This window comes from Streptomyces sp. SCSIO 75703 (genome assembly GCF_036607905.1).
Lineage (GTDB): Bacteria > Actinomycetota > Actinomycetes > Streptomycetales > Streptomycetaceae > Streptomyces.
In genome coordinates this window covers 727,681-742,999 of the sequence record NZ_CP144555.1, presented here as the reverse complement: position 1 = coordinate 742,999, position 15,319 = coordinate 727,681, and the positions used below count along the sequence as shown (strand labels likewise).

At 70.1% G+C, this 15,319-nt stretch carries 15 protein-coding genes; 12 read left to right on the top strand and 3 right to left on the bottom strand.

All coding sequences use genetic code 11. The features are described from left to right. The first annotated feature begins 56 nt into the window (after positions 1–56). The 8 genes from VM636_RS03385 (at position 57) to VM636_RS03350 (ending at position 6,056) form a co-directional block, all read left to right on the top strand. A complete protein-coding gene (locus VM636_RS03385; RefSeq protein WP_338483171.1) occupies positions 57–527 on the top strand; it encodes a pyridoxamine 5'-phosphate oxidase family protein in 471 nt (156 codons plus the stop codon). An 87-nt stretch (positions 528–614) separates the two neighbouring features. Next, positions 615–911, top strand: coding sequence for a helix-turn-helix domain-containing protein (locus tag VM636_RS03380; RefSeq protein ID WP_199809467.1), 297 nt, complete (start codon positions 615–617; stop codon positions 909–911). After that, a complete protein-coding gene (locus VM636_RS03375) occupies positions 890–1,096 on the top strand; it encodes a hypothetical protein (protein ID WP_199809468.1) in 207 nt (68 codons plus the stop codon). The genes VM636_RS03380 and VM636_RS03375 overlap by 22 nt, the downstream gene beginning before the upstream one ends. Positions 1,097–1,410: 314 nt before the next feature. Then, positions 1,411–1,713, top strand: a complete 303-nt coding sequence (locus VM636_RS03370; protein WP_338483169.1) for a hypothetical protein — start codon at positions 1,411–1,413, stop codon at positions 1,711–1,713. A gap of 90 nt (positions 1,714–1,803) precedes the next feature. Further along, on the top strand, positions 1,804–2,169 hold the full coding sequence (locus VM636_RS03365) for a hypothetical protein (protein ID WP_030423459.1): 366 nt from the start codon (positions 1,804–1,806) through the stop codon (positions 2,167–2,169). Between the two features lie 46 nt (positions 2,170–2,215). Beyond that, on the top strand, positions 2,216–2,662 hold the full coding sequence (locus tag VM636_RS03360; protein WP_338483167.1) for a hypothetical protein: 447 nt from the start codon (positions 2,216–2,218) through the stop codon (positions 2,660–2,662). Between the two features lie 107 nt (positions 2,663–2,769). Beyond that, entirely contained in the window at positions 2,770–5,028 is a 2,259-nt protein-coding gene (locus tag VM636_RS03355) for a DUF6571 family protein (protein ID WP_338483165.1), read from the top strand. Beyond that, positions 5,028–6,056, top strand: a complete 1,029-nt coding sequence (locus tag VM636_RS03350; protein WP_199825501.1) for a hypothetical protein — start codon at positions 5,028–5,030, stop codon at positions 6,054–6,056. Before VM636_RS03355 ends, VM636_RS03350 begins: the two co-directional genes overlap by 1 nt. 63 nt (positions 6,057–6,119) lie before the next feature. On the opposite strand, the gene VM636_RS03345 is transcribed toward VM636_RS03350, so the two are convergent. The 3 genes from VM636_RS03345 to VM636_RS03335 form a co-directional block, all read right to left on the bottom strand. Further along, positions 6,120–7,928, bottom strand: coding sequence for a coagulation factor 5/8 type domain-containing protein (locus tag VM636_RS03345; protein ID WP_338486287.1), 1,809 nt, complete (start codon positions 7,926–7,928; stop codon positions 6,120–6,122). Positions 7,929–8,317: 389 nt separating this feature from the next. Beyond that, positions 8,318–8,695, bottom strand: a complete 378-nt coding sequence (locus VM636_RS03340) for a hypothetical protein (RefSeq protein WP_030422325.1) — start codon at positions 8,693–8,695, stop codon at positions 8,318–8,320. Next, the gene (locus VM636_RS03335) at positions 8,692–9,393 is read right to left on the bottom strand and encodes an AAA family ATPase (RefSeq protein WP_078962748.1); all 702 of its coding nucleotides are present in this window, start codon (positions 9,391–9,393) and stop codon (positions 8,692–8,694) included. Before VM636_RS03335 ends, VM636_RS03340 begins: the two co-directional genes overlap by 4 nt. A 926-nt stretch (positions 9,394–10,319) precedes the next feature. On the opposite strand from VM636_RS03335, the gene VM636_RS03330 reads away from it, so the two are divergent. From VM636_RS03330 to VM636_RS03315, 4 genes are all read left to right on the top strand, one after another. Beyond that, positions 10,320–11,639, top strand: a complete 1,320-nt coding sequence (locus VM636_RS03330; RefSeq protein WP_030422323.1) for a sugar ABC transporter substrate-binding protein — start codon at positions 10,320–10,322, stop codon at positions 11,637–11,639. Positions 11,640–11,671: 32 nt separating this feature from the next. After that, positions 11,672–12,670, top strand: a complete 999-nt coding sequence (locus VM636_RS03325; RefSeq protein ID WP_053914200.1) for a sugar ABC transporter permease — start codon at positions 11,672–11,674, stop codon at positions 12,668–12,670. A gap of 58 nt (positions 12,671–12,728) precedes the next feature. Continuing rightward, positions 12,729–13,568: a carbohydrate ABC transporter permease gene (locus VM636_RS03320; RefSeq protein WP_030422321.1), complete on the top strand. Its 840-nt coding sequence runs from the start codon at positions 12,729–12,731 to the stop codon at positions 13,566–13,568. 358 nt (positions 13,569–13,926) lie between these two features. Further along, complete coding sequence (locus tag VM636_RS03315; RefSeq protein WP_053914254.1) at positions 13,927–15,285, top strand: GH1 family beta-glucosidase; 1,359 nt, start codon at positions 13,927–13,929, stop codon at positions 15,283–15,285. Positions 15,286–15,319: the final 34 nt, after the last annotated feature.

Here is a 15,319-nt window from a genome sequence, read left to right as displayed (position 1 = left end):
ACTCTCGTTCCGCCGCAGCCGGATGAGCCAGGCGTTGCACGTCATATCCTCTTCATATGACGGTAGTTGACGCTCATCCCGGCGGGCCCCGTGGCCCGGAACAGCGCAAGCGTGAGGCGCTCGAGCGGCTCACGCGGGACAACGACGTATGGGTCGCCACGGCGGACGCCACCGGCGAGCCGTGCCTCGTTCCGCTGGCCTTCTGGTGGGACGGCGAGGCGGTGTGGCTGTCCACCCTCGACACCAACCCGACCGGTCGCAACCTGTGTGCCTCGGGCCGGGTACGGCTCAGCTTCGGCCACAGCCGGGACGTGGTCCTGATGCACGGCACCGCGCGCATGCTGACCCGCGAAGAGCTTCCCGCCGAGGTCGGCGACGCCTTCGCCGCCAAGGACGGCTGGGACCCTCGCGAGGACCACCCCTCGTACGTCTTCTTCCAGGTCACCCCGCACGTGCTGCAGGCATGGGGAACGGTTCCCGAGATGACCGGACGGACCCTGATGCGCGAGGGGAAGTGGTTGGTCTAGTGGCTCGTCACGCAGCCTTGGCCTGGTAATCGACCTGCTGTTCGTCGGTCAGCAGACTGTCTCCAAGACCTGATCTTGGAGGTGGTCGTGGGACGTCGACCAAGCGTGTTCGTCCGGCCGGTGAGCATGGAGGAGGGCCGGAAGCTGCAGCGGATCAGCCGGACCGCGAAGGACCCGGTGAAACTCCGCCGGGCGATCGTGGTGCTGATGTCCGCCCAGGGCCAGACGGTCAAGGACATCACCGTGCTGATGCAGGTCGCCGAGGACTACGTCCGCGATGTCATCCACGCCTTCAATGAGCGGGGGCTGGACGCGCTGGACCCAAAATGGAGCGGGAACGCCCCCAGACGATCAGTGACCAGGTGCGTGAGCGCATCTGCCTGATCGCCCGGACGTCCCCCGCCGACTGGAGGATCACCGCGTTCTCCACCTGGAGCCTGAGCAAGCTCGCCGAGCACCTGGTCAAGCAGAAGGTGACCGCGGCCATCAGCCGGGAGACGCTGCGCCGGATCCTGCACGCCGGCAAGGTCTTTTTGGCAGACCACCACCACGTGGAAGGCGTCCACTGACCCGGAGTTCATCGCCAAGATGCACCGCATCCTGGCGCTGTACGACACCCCGCCGACGGATGTACGGGTGATATGCGTCGACGAGTTCGGGCCGCTGAACCTGATGCCCCGCAAGGTCAAGGCATGGGGCCCGGTGCGGCGTCCGAGCAGGCTGCGGGCCACCTACAACCGATACAACAGCGTAATGCACATGCTCGCCGCCCTCGACCTGGCCGCCGGCAAGCTGTACTACCGCATCCGCCCGCGCAAGCGCTGGCGCGAGTTCCTCGCTCTCCTCAAGGCCCTGCGCGCCCGCTGGCCCGGTCAGAAGCTGTATGTGGTGCTGGACAACTTCTCCCCGCACAGGCACGCCAAGGTCCGCGCCTGGGCGGGCGGCCACGACGTCGAGCTGGTCTTCCTGCCGGCCCTACGGCTCCTGGCTGAACTGGATCGAGGCCGAGTTCGCCGACCTGCGCTACTTCGCCCTCAACGCCACCGACCACCGCAGCCACGACGAACAGAACGCCGCCCTCGCTGCCTACATCCGCTGGCGCAACACCCGCACCGAACCGAAGACAGCCTTCGCGTCCGACTCACCCATCCGCGCCTGGATCGATTACCCGACGAAGGCGGCTTGAGGAGGCTTCCGCGGAAACCGAGGACCACCGCTCGACGGCCCCGACGATCTCTGCCAACCGGGCTTCGAAGACCGCCGCGTCGATCCCGCCGTGCGCATACGCCTGCCACAGCTCAACAAGCTGATCTTCCAGTTCACCGCGGCTGATCAGCTTGTCCGCCAGCGTGAAGCCATCCAGGTGTGGTTTCCCTACCTCCAACACCCAACGGGTCGCAGCCGCGTCTGCGGCGATGCCGCGTCCCGCCAGTTCGACAAGGGTAAGCGGCACCCTGAGGAAGCGGCCACTGCGAGGAACACCCCGAGCGACACCGAGTTCCGCACGCTCACCCCTCGCGCGCTGCTGGACAGGTCGACCTTGCACCGGATGCCGACCCGCTACGGCCTGACCGACCCGGAGGGGCCGTCGGTCATTCCGGCATCTGGCCAGCTCAGAGGGTGGGTGACGGACCCTCGTTGATAGTCTGGCGGGTGCACGCCAATCGAGGGGAACGGGGAGAGGGATCATGGCGGAGCCGGTCGCGGAACAGTACGGCGAAGGGGCCGGGCAGCCGGTCGGGACGAGGCTGAATCAGTACCCCGCGGAGCCCGGCGGCCCGCCGGTTCCCCTGGGCGGCGGCACGGCGGACCTCGCCTCCAGCCCCGCGCAGAAGAAGGCCGCGGCGAAGGCCATCGAGGAGCACCTCGAACCGGACACCCGCAAGGCCGGCGAGACGGCGGACGAGCCGACCGGCGCCGCGGTCAAGGCGTTCGCCCCGAAGGACGGCGAGGGCTGGGTCACCTCCTCGGCGCTGAAGAAGGCGCACAAGGCCTGGGGCGAGCAGGTGCAGAACCTGATGAACCGGCTCGGCGGCGAGAAGGAAGCCCTGCGGAGCACCAACATCCTGTTCCAGAACACCGACTTCGGCGTCGGTCAGGGTGTGCGCCAGTCCTCCAGCCTCGACGGCTACTGAGACACCCGTACCGCGCCACCCGCCGGGGCGTCCCCCCGGCACAGCACCGCTTCGTCCACGTCCACGCGCACGCACCACGGGGAACCATGCCGACGTACCACGAGATCATGACGACGGACCTGGCCACGCTCACCACGGCCGCCGAGGGCTGGGACGACATGGCCAAGGAGTTCCAGAAGCAGGAGAAGGCCTACAAGCGGGACGTGCACGGCATCACGATGGGACCGCTCTGGCTGGGGCTCAGCGCGGACGTCGCCAACCGCCGCTTCGACATCACCCTCAAGGAGTACCAGAGCGCCCAGACCGAGGCGAAGGCCATCGCCTCGCTGCTCCGCGACGCCCACACCCAGTTCGTCGACCTGCGCGGCAAGCTCACCAGCGCCCGCCAGGACGCCATCAACGACGGGATGAAGGTCTCCGACCAGGGGATCGTCGCGTTCGACACTGCGCGGCTCAACAACACCGCCCGCACCGCCTACCACCACGACCCCGACTACCAGGACAGCGTGCGCAAGAGCGTCACCTCCTGGCAGAACCGCATAGACCAACTGGTCAAGGACGTGACGGACGCCGACAAGGGCGTCGACATCGCCTTCACCGCGGTCGTCGTCGACACCGACGCCACCGACGGCACCCTCAACGGCTTCAACGGCCACGCCTACGGCGACATCGAGAAGTACGAGGCCGAGAACGCCCGGGACATCGCCACCCGGCTCGCCGACGGCAAGAAGGTCTCGGCCGCCGAACTCGCCGAGCTGGAACGCGCCTTCAGGGACAACTCCGACGACAAGGTGTTCAGCCGGACCCTGCTGCAGGGCCTCGGCCCGGACGGCACCATCAAGCTCGGCAACGAACTCAACGAACTCGCCCTCGACGGCAAGGACAAGGACCGCTACCAGGCGTTGCAGAGCGGGCTCGCCGACACCGTCGCCAGGGCCACCCGGGTGCCCGGCTCGGTCGCCGACGCGCCCCCAGGATCACAGAAGTTCAAGGACTGGGTCGCCGGCGAGGACGGCAGGTTCTACCGCGAGTGGACCGGCAGCCTCGACACCTACGGCACAAAGAACTACGGCTCCAACTCCGAGCCGATGTACGGTTACCAGTCCTTCGTCGCGCTGATGCAGCACGCCGACGCCGAGTTCGACGACCAGTTCCTCTACCAGCTCGCCGACGACCTCATAGCCGCCGAGAAGAAGCAGCCCAACATCTTCACCGAGTGGGGCGCCGGCCACGAGGGCGTCCGGGCGGACGCCCTCGACGGACTGCTCTCCGTGATGAGCAGGAACCCCGACGCGGCCACCGCCTTCTTCGACCCCGCGGGCAACGGCTCCGGCGCCGACCACGTCGACAACAACCACCTCGAGTACCTGCTCCACGAGCGGGAATGGCCTCCACGCTTGCTGGGCGGTTTTCCCAACATGTCGATTGATGATCCGTTCAGTCGGACAGGTCTGGCGGTGGCTCTGGAGGCTGGGGCAACCGGGAAAATGCCACTCGAGAATGGTGAGGATCCTTGGCCTGAGGTGCCGCACACAAGTGAGCAGGCACGTGTGATGCACGGGATTATCGAGGAGCTCAAACCGGACAACGGCACAGATGCTCCCGTGCATGAGAACCTTCGGCGGCCGCTTGCCAATGCGCTTGCGCAATACACCAACGACACGCATGAAATTCTTGGTGGTATGGATGCCGACTACGTCCGCGCGGCAACAGGAGCTGGTTACTTCCACGACGGCGGTACGGCGCACCTCGCAACGTCGCAGAAGGATCTCGTCCAAGTGATACGGGGACTGTCGGAGGATCCGGTGGCGTATGCAACCCTGCACAAGGCGGAATCCAGATACATCGATATGGAGTTGCGTGATATCCCAGAGGGATCGACTGAATTTGAGCGATCCGCGCCCCTGAGTAAGTCCGGTGCCACACTCGGAGCCTATTCGGCCATCCGTGAGGATGTGGTGAACGATGGACGCTTGGCTGATTACAATGAGGCAGACTGGAAATCAAAGATCGCTTACCATATTATTGGTGGAGCTGTGACTCCGCTGGCGATTCCTACTGGTGGTGGCTCGATAGTAGTCGGTGATGCTCTTCAGCGCGGAGTAGATACCTGGGCCTGGGAGTGGGCGAATTCCATGAAGGCTGAGGCGGATGCGCGGGCCAACGCTGCGATTGCGGATGAGTACCTCAACGTAAATAATCAGATGGTCATCATGGTCGATGCTTGGGCGAATGGCCGGACCGACATCGATACCGCAACGGATCAAGGAAAGGCGCAAGTAGCTGTCCTCGTCGATGGCATTCTCAATGGTCACGACCGGGGCCAAGGGTTGGCCCAGAAATACTTGACGGACACAGTGAACTGATGGCCTTCTCCCTCTATCGGCGCCCAACAAGGAAGATTATGTCTGAGGCTTCTTCGTCCACGCTCCGGCGGTCGTGGGTTGTCTGGGTTGTTTTCGTGGTGGTGTGTCTGGCTGGGGTCGGCGGAATCGGGGCTTGGTGGTTCGGGGGGTCTCGGGGGGATTCCAGGGATTGCCGGGAGTTGGTGCGGGACGGACGGGTGCGGGACGCGTTGGGTGACGACGCGTCCGGCATGAGCTGTGCCGAATTCGGGGCCGCGGTCAAGAGGGCGACCGTGGGGGCTGTGCCAGGGGAGCATTCACCGGAGCAGGCGCAGGCCATGAAAGACGTGCTCGTGGCTGTCGACCGACAGATCGAGCGCGGCGGGGGCCGGCTGGAGCCCGCGCTGAGGGTGCCGCTAGCCGAGGCGTTGGCCGACTACGCGGCGGACACCGAGGCCATCCTGGGTATCGGTACCGCGGACTACGTCAGGAACGCCCCGCCCACCAGGCCGGCCTGGGAGGACGCCGACGGGGTGCATATGGCTGTACCGCGTGACGCGTTGCTGCGAGCTGTGCGGGCACTCTCCGAGGACGCCTCCGGGTACGTCGCTCTGCGGATGGCGGCGACCCGGCATGCTGCGGAGGGGCTCGCCGTGGTCGGAACCGGCGCCACCGGTGCCGAGTTGACCGCGCCGACAGTACGTAACGCTCGTACCCTTGGCGCGCTCGACGCCGTGGCCGCCGACGTCCGGAAGAAGGAGGGAGGGCGGTGGGTACGTGACGTGTTCGAAGGGCTCACGGGGAAGGCGTCCCCGCCTCCCGCGTACGCCGAGGAACCGGTGGATCACCTGGTGGTCTCCTGGCGGCGGTCCCTGCTGTCCCGGGGTGTCGAGGAGAGCCCGGCCGCACTTGAGGAGCAGAGCGCCGACATGGCCGACGTGTGGGGGAAGGCCGTGGGCGTGGACGAGGAGGCGCGGGGGGTGTTGCGTGGGGACGCGCTCGAAAGCGCTTACCGTGCGCGCGGTGACGCCCTGCGGCGGCTGGGCTGACTCGGCGCGGGAACGGGCCGGCCCCTCCCGCCGGGGGAAGGGCCGGCCAGGGAGCCGGGGCCGTCAGGGGAAGGACACCACCGTCGACGGGACGGTGGACGTGCCCGAGGTGGGGGCGCCGGTGTCGTTGATGACGTGTTCGTACTGGCCGTGGCCGCTCAGGGAGACCACCAGGAGGCCGTGGAAGCGGACGCCGGGGCGTTCGGGGGCGGCGAAGCCGTGGTGCTGGACGATGGACGGGTCGACGTTGTAGTAGCAGTAACTTCCCATCCCCCAGCCCTCGTGCTCGGTCACGTGGTCGCCGACCTTGTACGCGGCGTATCCGTTGAGGGAGCCGTTCTGGATGGCGGCCTGGTCGGGGGCGTCGTACGCCTTCTCGTTCTGGTAGAAGATCGTGCGGCCCCGTTCGCCGTTCCACTGGACGTCGTACTTGTTGAAGTGCTCGACGAACAGACCGGTGCACAGCACGTCGTCGCCGTTGACGACGACGCCGTAGTCGGCCCGGTTGGTCTCCCAGCCGACGCCGTCGCCGTGGTCGGCACGCCAGATCCAGGTGTGGTCGACGATGGTGTGGCGGCTGTTGACGACCAGGCTGTGCGTCGCCTTGCCGGGGCCCGCGCCGCCGATGCGCACGAACACGTCCTGGACGGTGGTCGGGTTGGCCGAGTGGTCCCGCGAGGCGCCCTGCGGTCCGACCTCCACCAGGACCTCGGAGTTGACGGGGCCCGCGTCGACGAGGAAGCCGGCGAGCCGGACGCCGTCCACGTCGGCGACCCGTACCGCGGTGGCCCCGTTGTCGGGGATCAGCGTGGCGTACCCGAGGCCGAGGACGACGGTGTCCGCGCGGTCGACCTCGATCGTGCCGTCCAGCCGGTAGACGCCCGGCGTCAGCAGCAGGTGGAGCCCTTCGCCGAGCGCCTGGTTGAGGGCGGCGGCCGAGTCGCCGGGGCGGGCCACGTAGAACCGGGTCAGCGGGAGTGAGGTGCCGCGCGGGGTGCCGTTGCCCCAGGAGACGCCGCGGGCGTTGGTCCGCTTCTCCGGCAGGAAGACCCGGAACTCGTCCCCGTCCAGGTACAGGAAGGGCTTCTCGCGGGAGACCGGCGTGGTGTCGAGCGTCGTGTACGGCGGGTCGGGGAAGCTCTGGCCGGGGGCGCCCTCGACGCCGGAGAAGACCATGTTCCAGACGGCGTTGAGCCAGCCGCCGACCGAACTGTCCCGGGTGTACCACTGCTGCTGCGAGTACGGGCCGACCTGGCCGTCGACGCGGCTGTCGGCGATGTAGCCGCCGCTCGCCCAGCCGTAGCCGTCGGGCGCGAGGTTGAGGCCGCCGCGCACGTGCATCCGCCGGAAGGGCGCCGCCTGCGACACCGCCCAGCGGTTGGTGCCGTTCACCGGGACCAGGGCGAGGTTCTCCGCCGAACGCCAGAAGTTCTGCGTGGCGTTGCCGTCGAACCAGCCCGCGTCGACCGTGACGTCGCCGTTGATCGTCGTGTCGTCGGGGGAGAGGCCGAGTCCGGCGATGGAGGTGTAGAAGCCGAGCTGGGCGTTGAGGCCGTGGTAGGTGCCCGGCTTGAAGAACAGCGCGTAGCGGCCACTGCCGAACTGCGCCGACTCCTGCTCCCGGAAGATCCGGTCCAGGGTGCCCTGGATGTCGGGTGTGGACGGGTCGAAGACCAGGACGTTGGGCCCGAGGTCGCCGCCGCCGGCCAGGGTGCGCGGCCGTGCGCCGGAACCGGCCGCGGACGCCGGGGCGGCGCCGGCGAGTCCTGCCAGTACCGGGGCCGCCGCGGCGGCGCCGAGGAGCGTGCGCCGACGCAGGGAGGGGGTGCCGGCGGCGGCGGAGTCCCGCGAGGGGTCTGTGGGGGTGCCCATGGGGGAAGAGGACATGGGGGCGGCTCTCCTGTTCGGAAAATGAACGGTGTGGGGGTGGGGGAGCGCTCTCTTGGCAGGCATGCTTCAGCTCTGTGAACGTTGCGTCAAGAGCCGTGGACGTTTCCGTGGCTCTGCGTTCAACAAGTGCGAGCCATAAGCCCGTTGGCTCCCCGTTGATCCGTCTGCCGCACCCGGTCGACGTGGCGGACGGCGGGATCGTCGGTGTCGGGCGTGAAGCCGCCGTCAGGCAGGGGGCGTCCGTCGGGCGGAGGCTCATCCGGCCGAGGAACGACCGCGCCCAGGTCCAGTGCCCGGTGGTGCGGGGAAGCGGGCGGGCGCTGCGCTCCACGGTGTGCGCGCCGGGTACGCGCGTCTCGGCCAGGGGCCGGTCAGCGGTCGGACACCCAGCGGGCGTCGGCGGGCCACGTTCCCGTGCCGACGATGTGCTCCACGATCCGGAACGCCTCGTCGAGCGGGACGGTGTCCTCGTCCGGATACGCGTCGTCCTGCCCGTTGGCGAGGGCGTAGCCGTCGCTCCAGTCCTCGGCGCCCGGGTCCACCGCGTGCTCGCCGGGATCGCCCTGACGGGCGAGGAGCACCACCATCGCGCGCTCGGTGTTCGTCACAATGGCCAGCGACCGCCCGGACGAACCGGTCAGCCACGTCTCCAGCCGCCCCCTGGCGATCCTCGTCCGCAGGGCCTCCCGCACCGCTCCGCCCGCCACGGCGCCGGTGCCGTCCTCCTCGATCACCCAGGTCTCGCTCACGGAAGGACTCTCCCCCGGTCGGCGGTCGACACCGGACCCCGTTCAGCGGCCGGGGACGGCAGGTCGGGGCGGAGCGTGGCCCGGAGCCGTTCGAACGCGGTGGGCCGCGGGCGGTGGGGGAGGAAGGCGCCGATCCGCCGGGCGCATTCCGCGGCGTCGGCGGTGGTGGTGTCGCACTCGATGTCGTACAGGCCGTGGGCGTGCACCCGTCCGTACTGGCGGGCGGCGAGCCCGGCGGGGCGGTCGCCGCGCGCCCGTTCGCGCCGCTCCAGTTCCTCGAGGGAGCAGCGTACGCCGACCAGGACGACATCGCCCGGCGGGAAGAGGCCGAGGCAGTCGGGAAGACGCCAGTCCTCGCTGAGGACGTGGTCCACCACCACGTTGTTGCCGGCCGCGGCCATGCCGGCGACGGCCCGGTGGTAGCCGCGCCAGGTGCGCCGCAGGATGGCGGGCAGTTCGGCGGGGTCGGCCTCCCGGCGGGTGCGCATCGCGTGGAAGGCGTCCACGGGCAGGTGGAAGTACGGTTCCTCCAGCACCGCGAGCAACTCCCGGGCGATGCTGGACTTGCCCGAACTGGACGTCCCGTTCAGGAAGATGATCAGGCCGCCGGAGTCATCGTCCCCGGCCGCGGCGGGGCCCTCGGTCCTGGCGCGGGTCTCCTGCGCGACGGGGGGCGGTACGTCGGCACGTGCGGGCATACGGTGGGCTCCTCCGGTCGGCGGACGGACCGGCATCATCGCGCACCGCTGCAACCGCCCCACCCACCGGCCCCGCCGCTCCCGTACCGCCGCGCACCGGCCGCGGTGCTTCCCGTACCGCCGCTTTCCGTATCGCCGCGTGCCCACCCACCGCCTCCCGTACGGCCGGGCGCGCGCCTGTCGGTGTCCCCGTACGCACGGCCGGGTAAGCTCCAGGCCCCTCGGTGTCCCCTACCGCCCCCAGCCTCCACCCGCCGGGCACGCTTTCCCGGCGCCCCGTACTGCCGCGCACGCCCCCGGCGCCCCACCCAGCCGTCGGCCGCACCCCTCCCGTAGGGACGGGGCCGGGCCCCCGACCGCCTCCGAGGGCCGTCCGCCGGGCCGGGAGCGGTACGGGGAGCCGGCGTTGCCCGCCGCCGAGGGCGAGGAACGCCGCGGGTGGCAGGATCGCGGCGCCCGCCGTGACCGTGTCCGGGCCGGCCGCCCGCTGTGGCCCCGGCCTGGCCCGGTCCGCAGCAGGGTGCGCGGCGGGCCGCCGTCCGTGCCGAGGCTGCCGCCTCCTCCACGACCCCGTCGACCGTCAGTCGGACCACCACGTCGCCGACGGAACCCGAACTCGGCCCGGCCGCCTGGCCGAGGGCGAGCCGGCTCACCGGCCCGTCGCAACACAACCGTTGCAGACGGTGGTGCGGCTCTCCCGCCGCAGGTCACGGACCCTCGGCCCGCGGTGACCGGTCATCAGGGCCCACTCGTGCGGCCCGCGACGGCCCGCCGGCCGTGCGCGGGCCCTTGACGGACCCCTCTCCCGGAGATTAACTCACGTCCTAAATTAAGCCATGAGGGGATTCGGGAAGCGAACGGGGGGTCCGCCGCCTCCCGTCAGCCGTCCTCGGACTTCTCGACTCCCGGAAAGGGACCCAGGAGCCATGCGCAGCATCCGAGCCGCGGCCGTAGGCGCCGTCACCCTGTCTCTCGCTCTCGCCGCCTCGGCCTGCGGAGGGGGCTCCGCCACGGGCGGCGGGGCAGGCGACTCGCCGAAGACGCTGACCTACTGGGCCTCCAACCAGGGCGCCGGCGTCGAGGTGGACAAGAAGGTGCTCCAGCCCGAACTCGACAAGTTCGAGAAGGAGACCGGCATCAAGGTGAAGCTGGAGGTGGTCCCCTGGCCCGACCTGCTCAACCGCATCCTCACCGCCACCACCTCCGGCCAGGGCCCCGACGTCCTCAACATCGGCAACACCTGGAGCGCGTCCCTCCAGGCCACCGGCGCCCTGCTGCCCTGGGACGAGAAGAACTTCGACGCGATCGGCGGGCGGGACCGCTTCGTGGAGTCGGCGCTCGGCTCGACCGGGGTGGCGGGCGAGGACCCGGCGGCGGTGCCGCTCTACTCGATGGCGTACGCGCTCTACTACAACAAGAAGATGTTCGCCGACGCCGGCATCGGCGAACCGCCGGCCACCTGGGACGAACTCGTCGAGGCCGGCCGCAAGATCTCGAAGGACGGCGGCAAGTGGGGCCTGGGGGCGGAGGGTTCCAACCTCTCCAACAACATCCACCAGGTCTTCGTCCTCGGCAAGCAGCACGGCGCCGACTTCTTCACCGCCGACGGCAAGGCCGACTTCACCTCCGACGGGGCCGTCGCCGCCGTCAAGCAGTACGTCGACCTGATGGCCGAGGACGAGATCGTGGCCCCCGGCAACGCCGAGTACGCGCAGAACCAGTCCCTCAGCGACTTCGCCAACGGCAAGACGGCGATGGTGCTGTGGCAGACCGCCTCCGCCACCTTCAAGAGCCTCGGCATGACGGACGACGAGTGGGGCGTCGCCCCCGCCCCCGTGCCCTCCGGCACCCCCGGCACGGGCAAGGCCACCAACTCCATGGTCGCCGGCATCAACATGGCCGTCTTCAAGAACACCCGCAACCTCGACGGCGCCACCGCGTTCGTGAAGTTCATGACCAGCGACGCCGAGCAGAAGATCCTCAACCAGGCGTACGGCTCCATCCCGCCGGTCAAGGCGGCCCAGGCCGACCCCGCCTTCGGCTCGCCCTCCACCGCCGTCCTGCGCGAGACCCTCGCCACCAGCGCCGCCGCGCTGCCCCAGGTGCCCGACGAGTCGCAGTTCGAGACCGCGGTCGGCACCGCCGTGAAGGAACTGTTCGCCGACGCCGCCGCCGGCCGCGCGGTGACCACCGAGTCGGTCAGGGCACGGCTCGCCAAGGCCCAGCAGCAGATGCCGGCGAAGTGAGCGGCCCCGCGACCACGACCACGGACCCCGCCATGACCACCACGACCGTCCCGGCCCGGCCGGGCGCGCGGGAGACCGGCCCCGGCACCCCCGGGGCGGCGCGCGGCGGCCGCCTCCCCGGCCGCCTGCGCCGCATCGGCCTGCCCTACCTGCTGCTCCTGCCCGCCCTGCTCCTCGAACTCCTCGTGCATCTCGTGCCGATGGTCATCGGCATCGTGATGAGCTTCAAGGAACTGACCCAGTTCACCCTCCGGGACTGGGGCACGGCCCCCTGGACCGGCGGCGACAACTACCGGGTGTCGCTGGACTTCGACGCCCCCGTCGGCGAGGCGCTGCTCCACTCCTTCCTGGTCACCTGCGTCTTCACCGTCCTGTCGGTCGGCCTGTGCTGGCTGATCGGCACGGCCGCGGCCATCTGCATGCAGGACGCCTTCCGCGGCCGGGGACTGCTGCGCGCCCTCTTCCTCGTCCCGTACGCGCTGCCCGTCTACGCGGCCGTGATCACCTGGGCGTTCATGTTCCAGCACGACAACGGCCTGGTGAACCACGTCCTGTACGACCAGCTCGGCCTCACCGACAAGCCCTCCTTCTGGCTGATCGGCGACAACAGCTTCATCGCCCTTCTGGTCGTCTCCGTGTGGAAGGGCTGGCCGTTCGCCTTCCTCATCGTCATGGCGGGGCTCCAGAACATCCCCCGCGAGCTGTACGAGGCCGCCGCCCTGGACGGCGCCGGCACCTGGCAGCAGATCCGCCGCATCACCCTGCCGTCGCTGCGCCCGGTCAACCAGGTCCTCGTCCTCGTCCTGTTCCTGTGGACGTTCAACGACTTCAACACGCCCTACGTGCTGTTCGGCAAGGCCGCCCCGGAGGCCGCCGACCTGGTCTCGATCCACATCTACCAGTCGTCGTTCGTCACCTGGGACTTCGGCACCGGCTCCGCCATGTCGGTCCTGCTGCTGCTCTTCCTGCTGCTGGTGACCGGCGTCTACCTGTTCCTGACCTCGAGAGGGAGGAAGACGGCCGATGTCTAGCGCCCGGCCGGCCGAACGCCCGCCGCTCACCCGGGCGAAGGCCCCGGCCCGCTCCCCGATGGCGGCCCCGCGCTCCTTCCTGTGGACCCGCCGCGTCTTCCTGACCCTGCTGACCGGCTTCGTCCTGCTGCCGGTGTACGTGATGGTCTCCAGCTCGCTCAAACCGCTCCAGGACGTCTCCGGCGAGTTCCGCTGGCTGCCGAGCGGGCTGACGATCCGCCCGTACATCGACATCTGGTCGACGGTCCCGCTCGCCGACTACTTCGTGAACTCTCTGATCGTCGCGGGCGCGGCCACCGTCTGCTCGGTGGTGATCGCGGTCTTCGCGGCCTACGCCGTCAGCCGCTACGCCTTCCGCGGCAAGCGCGTCTTCTCGGTGACGGTCCTGTCGACCCAGATGTTCCCCGGCATCCTCTTCCTGCTGCCGTTGTTCCTCATCTACGTGAACATCGGCAACGCGACCGGCATCGCCCTGTTCGGCTCGCGCGGCGGGCTGATCCTCACGTACCTGACCTTCTCCCTGCCCTTCTCCATCTGGATGCTGATCGGCTACTTCGACTCGGTGCCGCGCGATCTGGACGAGGCGGCCATGGTGGACGGCTGCGGCCCGCTGCGCGCGCTGATCAGCGTCGTGGTCCCGGCGGCCGTCCCGGGCATCGTCGCGGTCGCCGTCTACGCCTTCATGACCGCGTGGGGCGAGGTGCTGTTCGCCTCGGTGATGACCAACGAGACGACCCGCACCCTCGCGGTCGGCCTCCAGGGCTACTCCACCCAGAACGACGTCTACTGGAACCAGATCATGGCCGCCTCCCTGGTGGTCAGCGTCCCCGTGGTGGCGGGCTTCCTGCTCCTCCAGCGCTACCTGGTCGCCGGACTGACCGCCGGAGCCGTCAAGTGACCGGCGGCCACCGCGCGGTCCGTCACCGCGCGGTCCGTCACCGCCGGGCCGCGACCGCCCGCCCCGGGGCCGGCCGCGCCGCGAACGGGCGTCCCCCAGCCGACCGGCGTACGGGCGGCTTCGGGCGGGGCAGGCCGGCGTACCGTCGCCCGCACCACCGGGCTCACCGGCCCCCGCACGCCCAGGCTCCGCACCGTGACCACGTGCCGCACGGCGTGCACCCGTCCCACCGCGACCGCCCGTCCGGCGTCCGGCCGCCGCCGGCCATCAGCCGCCGGGCGGCCGGTGATCCGGCCCGACCCGTCCGCGCGGCCACGAGCCGCCCGGCGACCCACCCCGTGACAACGAGAGGAACCCCGTGACCATCGACCTCGCCGCACTCCCGCACGACTTCCTGTGGGGCACGGCCACATCGGCGTACCAGATCGAGGGAGCCGTGGCGGAGGACGGCCGTTCGCCGTCGATCTGGGACACCTTCTCGCACACCCCCGGGAAGACCGACAACAACGATCACGGCGATGTCGCCTGCGACCACTACCACCGCTGGCCCGAGGACATCGAGCTGATGCGCGGGCTCGGCACCAACGCCTACCGCCTGTCGGTCGCCTGGCCCCGGGTCAGGCCCGGCGGCGACGGCCCCGTCAACGACAAGGGCCTCGACTTCTACGACCGGCTCGTCGACGGCCTGCTGGGGGCGGGCATCACCCCGTCCGTCACCCTCTACCACTGGGACCTGCCGCAGGTGCTCCAGGACCGAGGCGGCTGGCCCGAGCGGGAGACCGCCGAGCACTTCGCCGGGTACGCCGCGGCCGTGGCCGCCCGCCTCGGCGACCGGGTCGGCCACTGGGCCACGCTCAACGAGCCGCTGTGCTCGGCGTGGATCGGCCACCTCGACGGTGTGATGGCGCCCGGCTGGACCGACCTGACGGCGGCCGTGCGCGCCTCGTACCACCTGCTGCTCGGCCACGGGCTGGCGATGGCCGCGGTCAAGGCGGAGGCGCCCGGCGCCCAGGTGGGCATCGTCAACAACCTCTCCACCATCCATCCCGCCACCGACCGCGACGAGGACCGGGCCGCCGCCCGCCGCATGGACGGCCACACCAACCGCTGGTGGCTCGACCCGGTCCACGGCCGCGGCTTCCCCGCGGACATGCGCGAGGTGTACGGCGTCGAACTCCCCGAGAAGCCCGGCGACATGGACCTCATCGGCACCCCGCTGGACTGGCTCGGCCTCAACTACTACTTCCCGCAGACCGTCGCCGACGACCCCACGGGCCCGGCTCCGCGCGTCCGTACCGTCCGCCGCGTCGGCGTCCCGCGCACCGGCATGGACTGGGAGATCGACGCCGACGGTCTGGAGGCCCTGCTGCTGCGCCTCGCCGAGGAGTACGGCGCGCGGAACCTGTACGTCACGGAGAACGGCTCCTCGTTCCCGGACGAGACGGGCCCCGACGGGGCGGTCGAGGACCCGCGGCGCGCGGACTACCTCGTCTCCCACCTGGCCGCGTGCGCCTCGGCGGCCCGCAAGGGCGTCCCGCTGAAGGGCTACTTCGCCTGGTCGCTGCTGGACAACTTCGAGTGGGCGTACGGCTACGACACGCGCTTCGGCCTGGTCCACGTCGACTACGCGACCCAGGCCCGCACCGTCAAGTCCAGCGGCCGGCGGTACGCGGAGATCATCCGGGCGGCCCGGAAGGCGCGGCCCGAGGCCGCCTGAGCCGCGACCGGCGAGCCCCCGGGGCGGGGCGCGG

Excerpts from the sequence above, each read along its gene's own strand:
- VM636_RS03385 (WP_338483171.1), top strand. The coding sequence starts at position 57 with ATGACGGTAGTTGACGCTCATCCCGGCGGGCCCCGTGGCCCGGAACAG.
- VM636_RS03370 (WP_338483169.1), top strand. The coding sequence starts at position 1,411 with ATGTGGTGCTGGACAACTTCTCCCCGCACAGGCACGCCAAGGTCCGCG.
- VM636_RS03360 (WP_338483167.1), top strand. The coding sequence starts at position 2,216 with ATGGCGGAGCCGGTCGCGGAACAGTACGGCGAAGGGGCCGGGCAGCCG.
- VM636_RS03355 (WP_338483165.1), top strand. The coding sequence starts at position 2,770 with ATGACGACGGACCTGGCCACGCTCACCACGGCCGCCGAGGGCTGGGAC.
- VM636_RS03350 (WP_199825501.1), top strand. The coding sequence starts at position 5,028 with ATGGCCTTCTCCCTCTATCGGCGCCCAACAAGGAAGATTATGTCTGAG.
- VM636_RS03345 (WP_338486287.1), bottom strand. The coding sequence starts at position 7,928 with ATGGGCACCCCCACAGACCCCTCGCGGGACTCCGCCGCCGCCGGCACC.
- VM636_RS03335 (WP_078962748.1), bottom strand. The coding sequence starts at position 9,393 with ATGCCCGCACGTGCCGACGTACCGCCCCCCGTCGCGCAGGAGACCCGC.
- VM636_RS03330 (WP_030422323.1), top strand. The coding sequence starts at position 10,320 with ATGCGCAGCATCCGAGCCGCGGCCGTAGGCGCCGTCACCCTGTCTCTC.
- VM636_RS03325 (WP_053914200.1), top strand. The coding sequence starts at position 11,672 with ATGACCACCACGACCGTCCCGGCCCGGCCGGGCGCGCGGGAGACCGGC.
- VM636_RS03320 (WP_030422321.1), top strand. The coding sequence starts at position 12,729 with ATGGCGGCCCCGCGCTCCTTCCTGTGGACCCGCCGCGTCTTCCTGACC.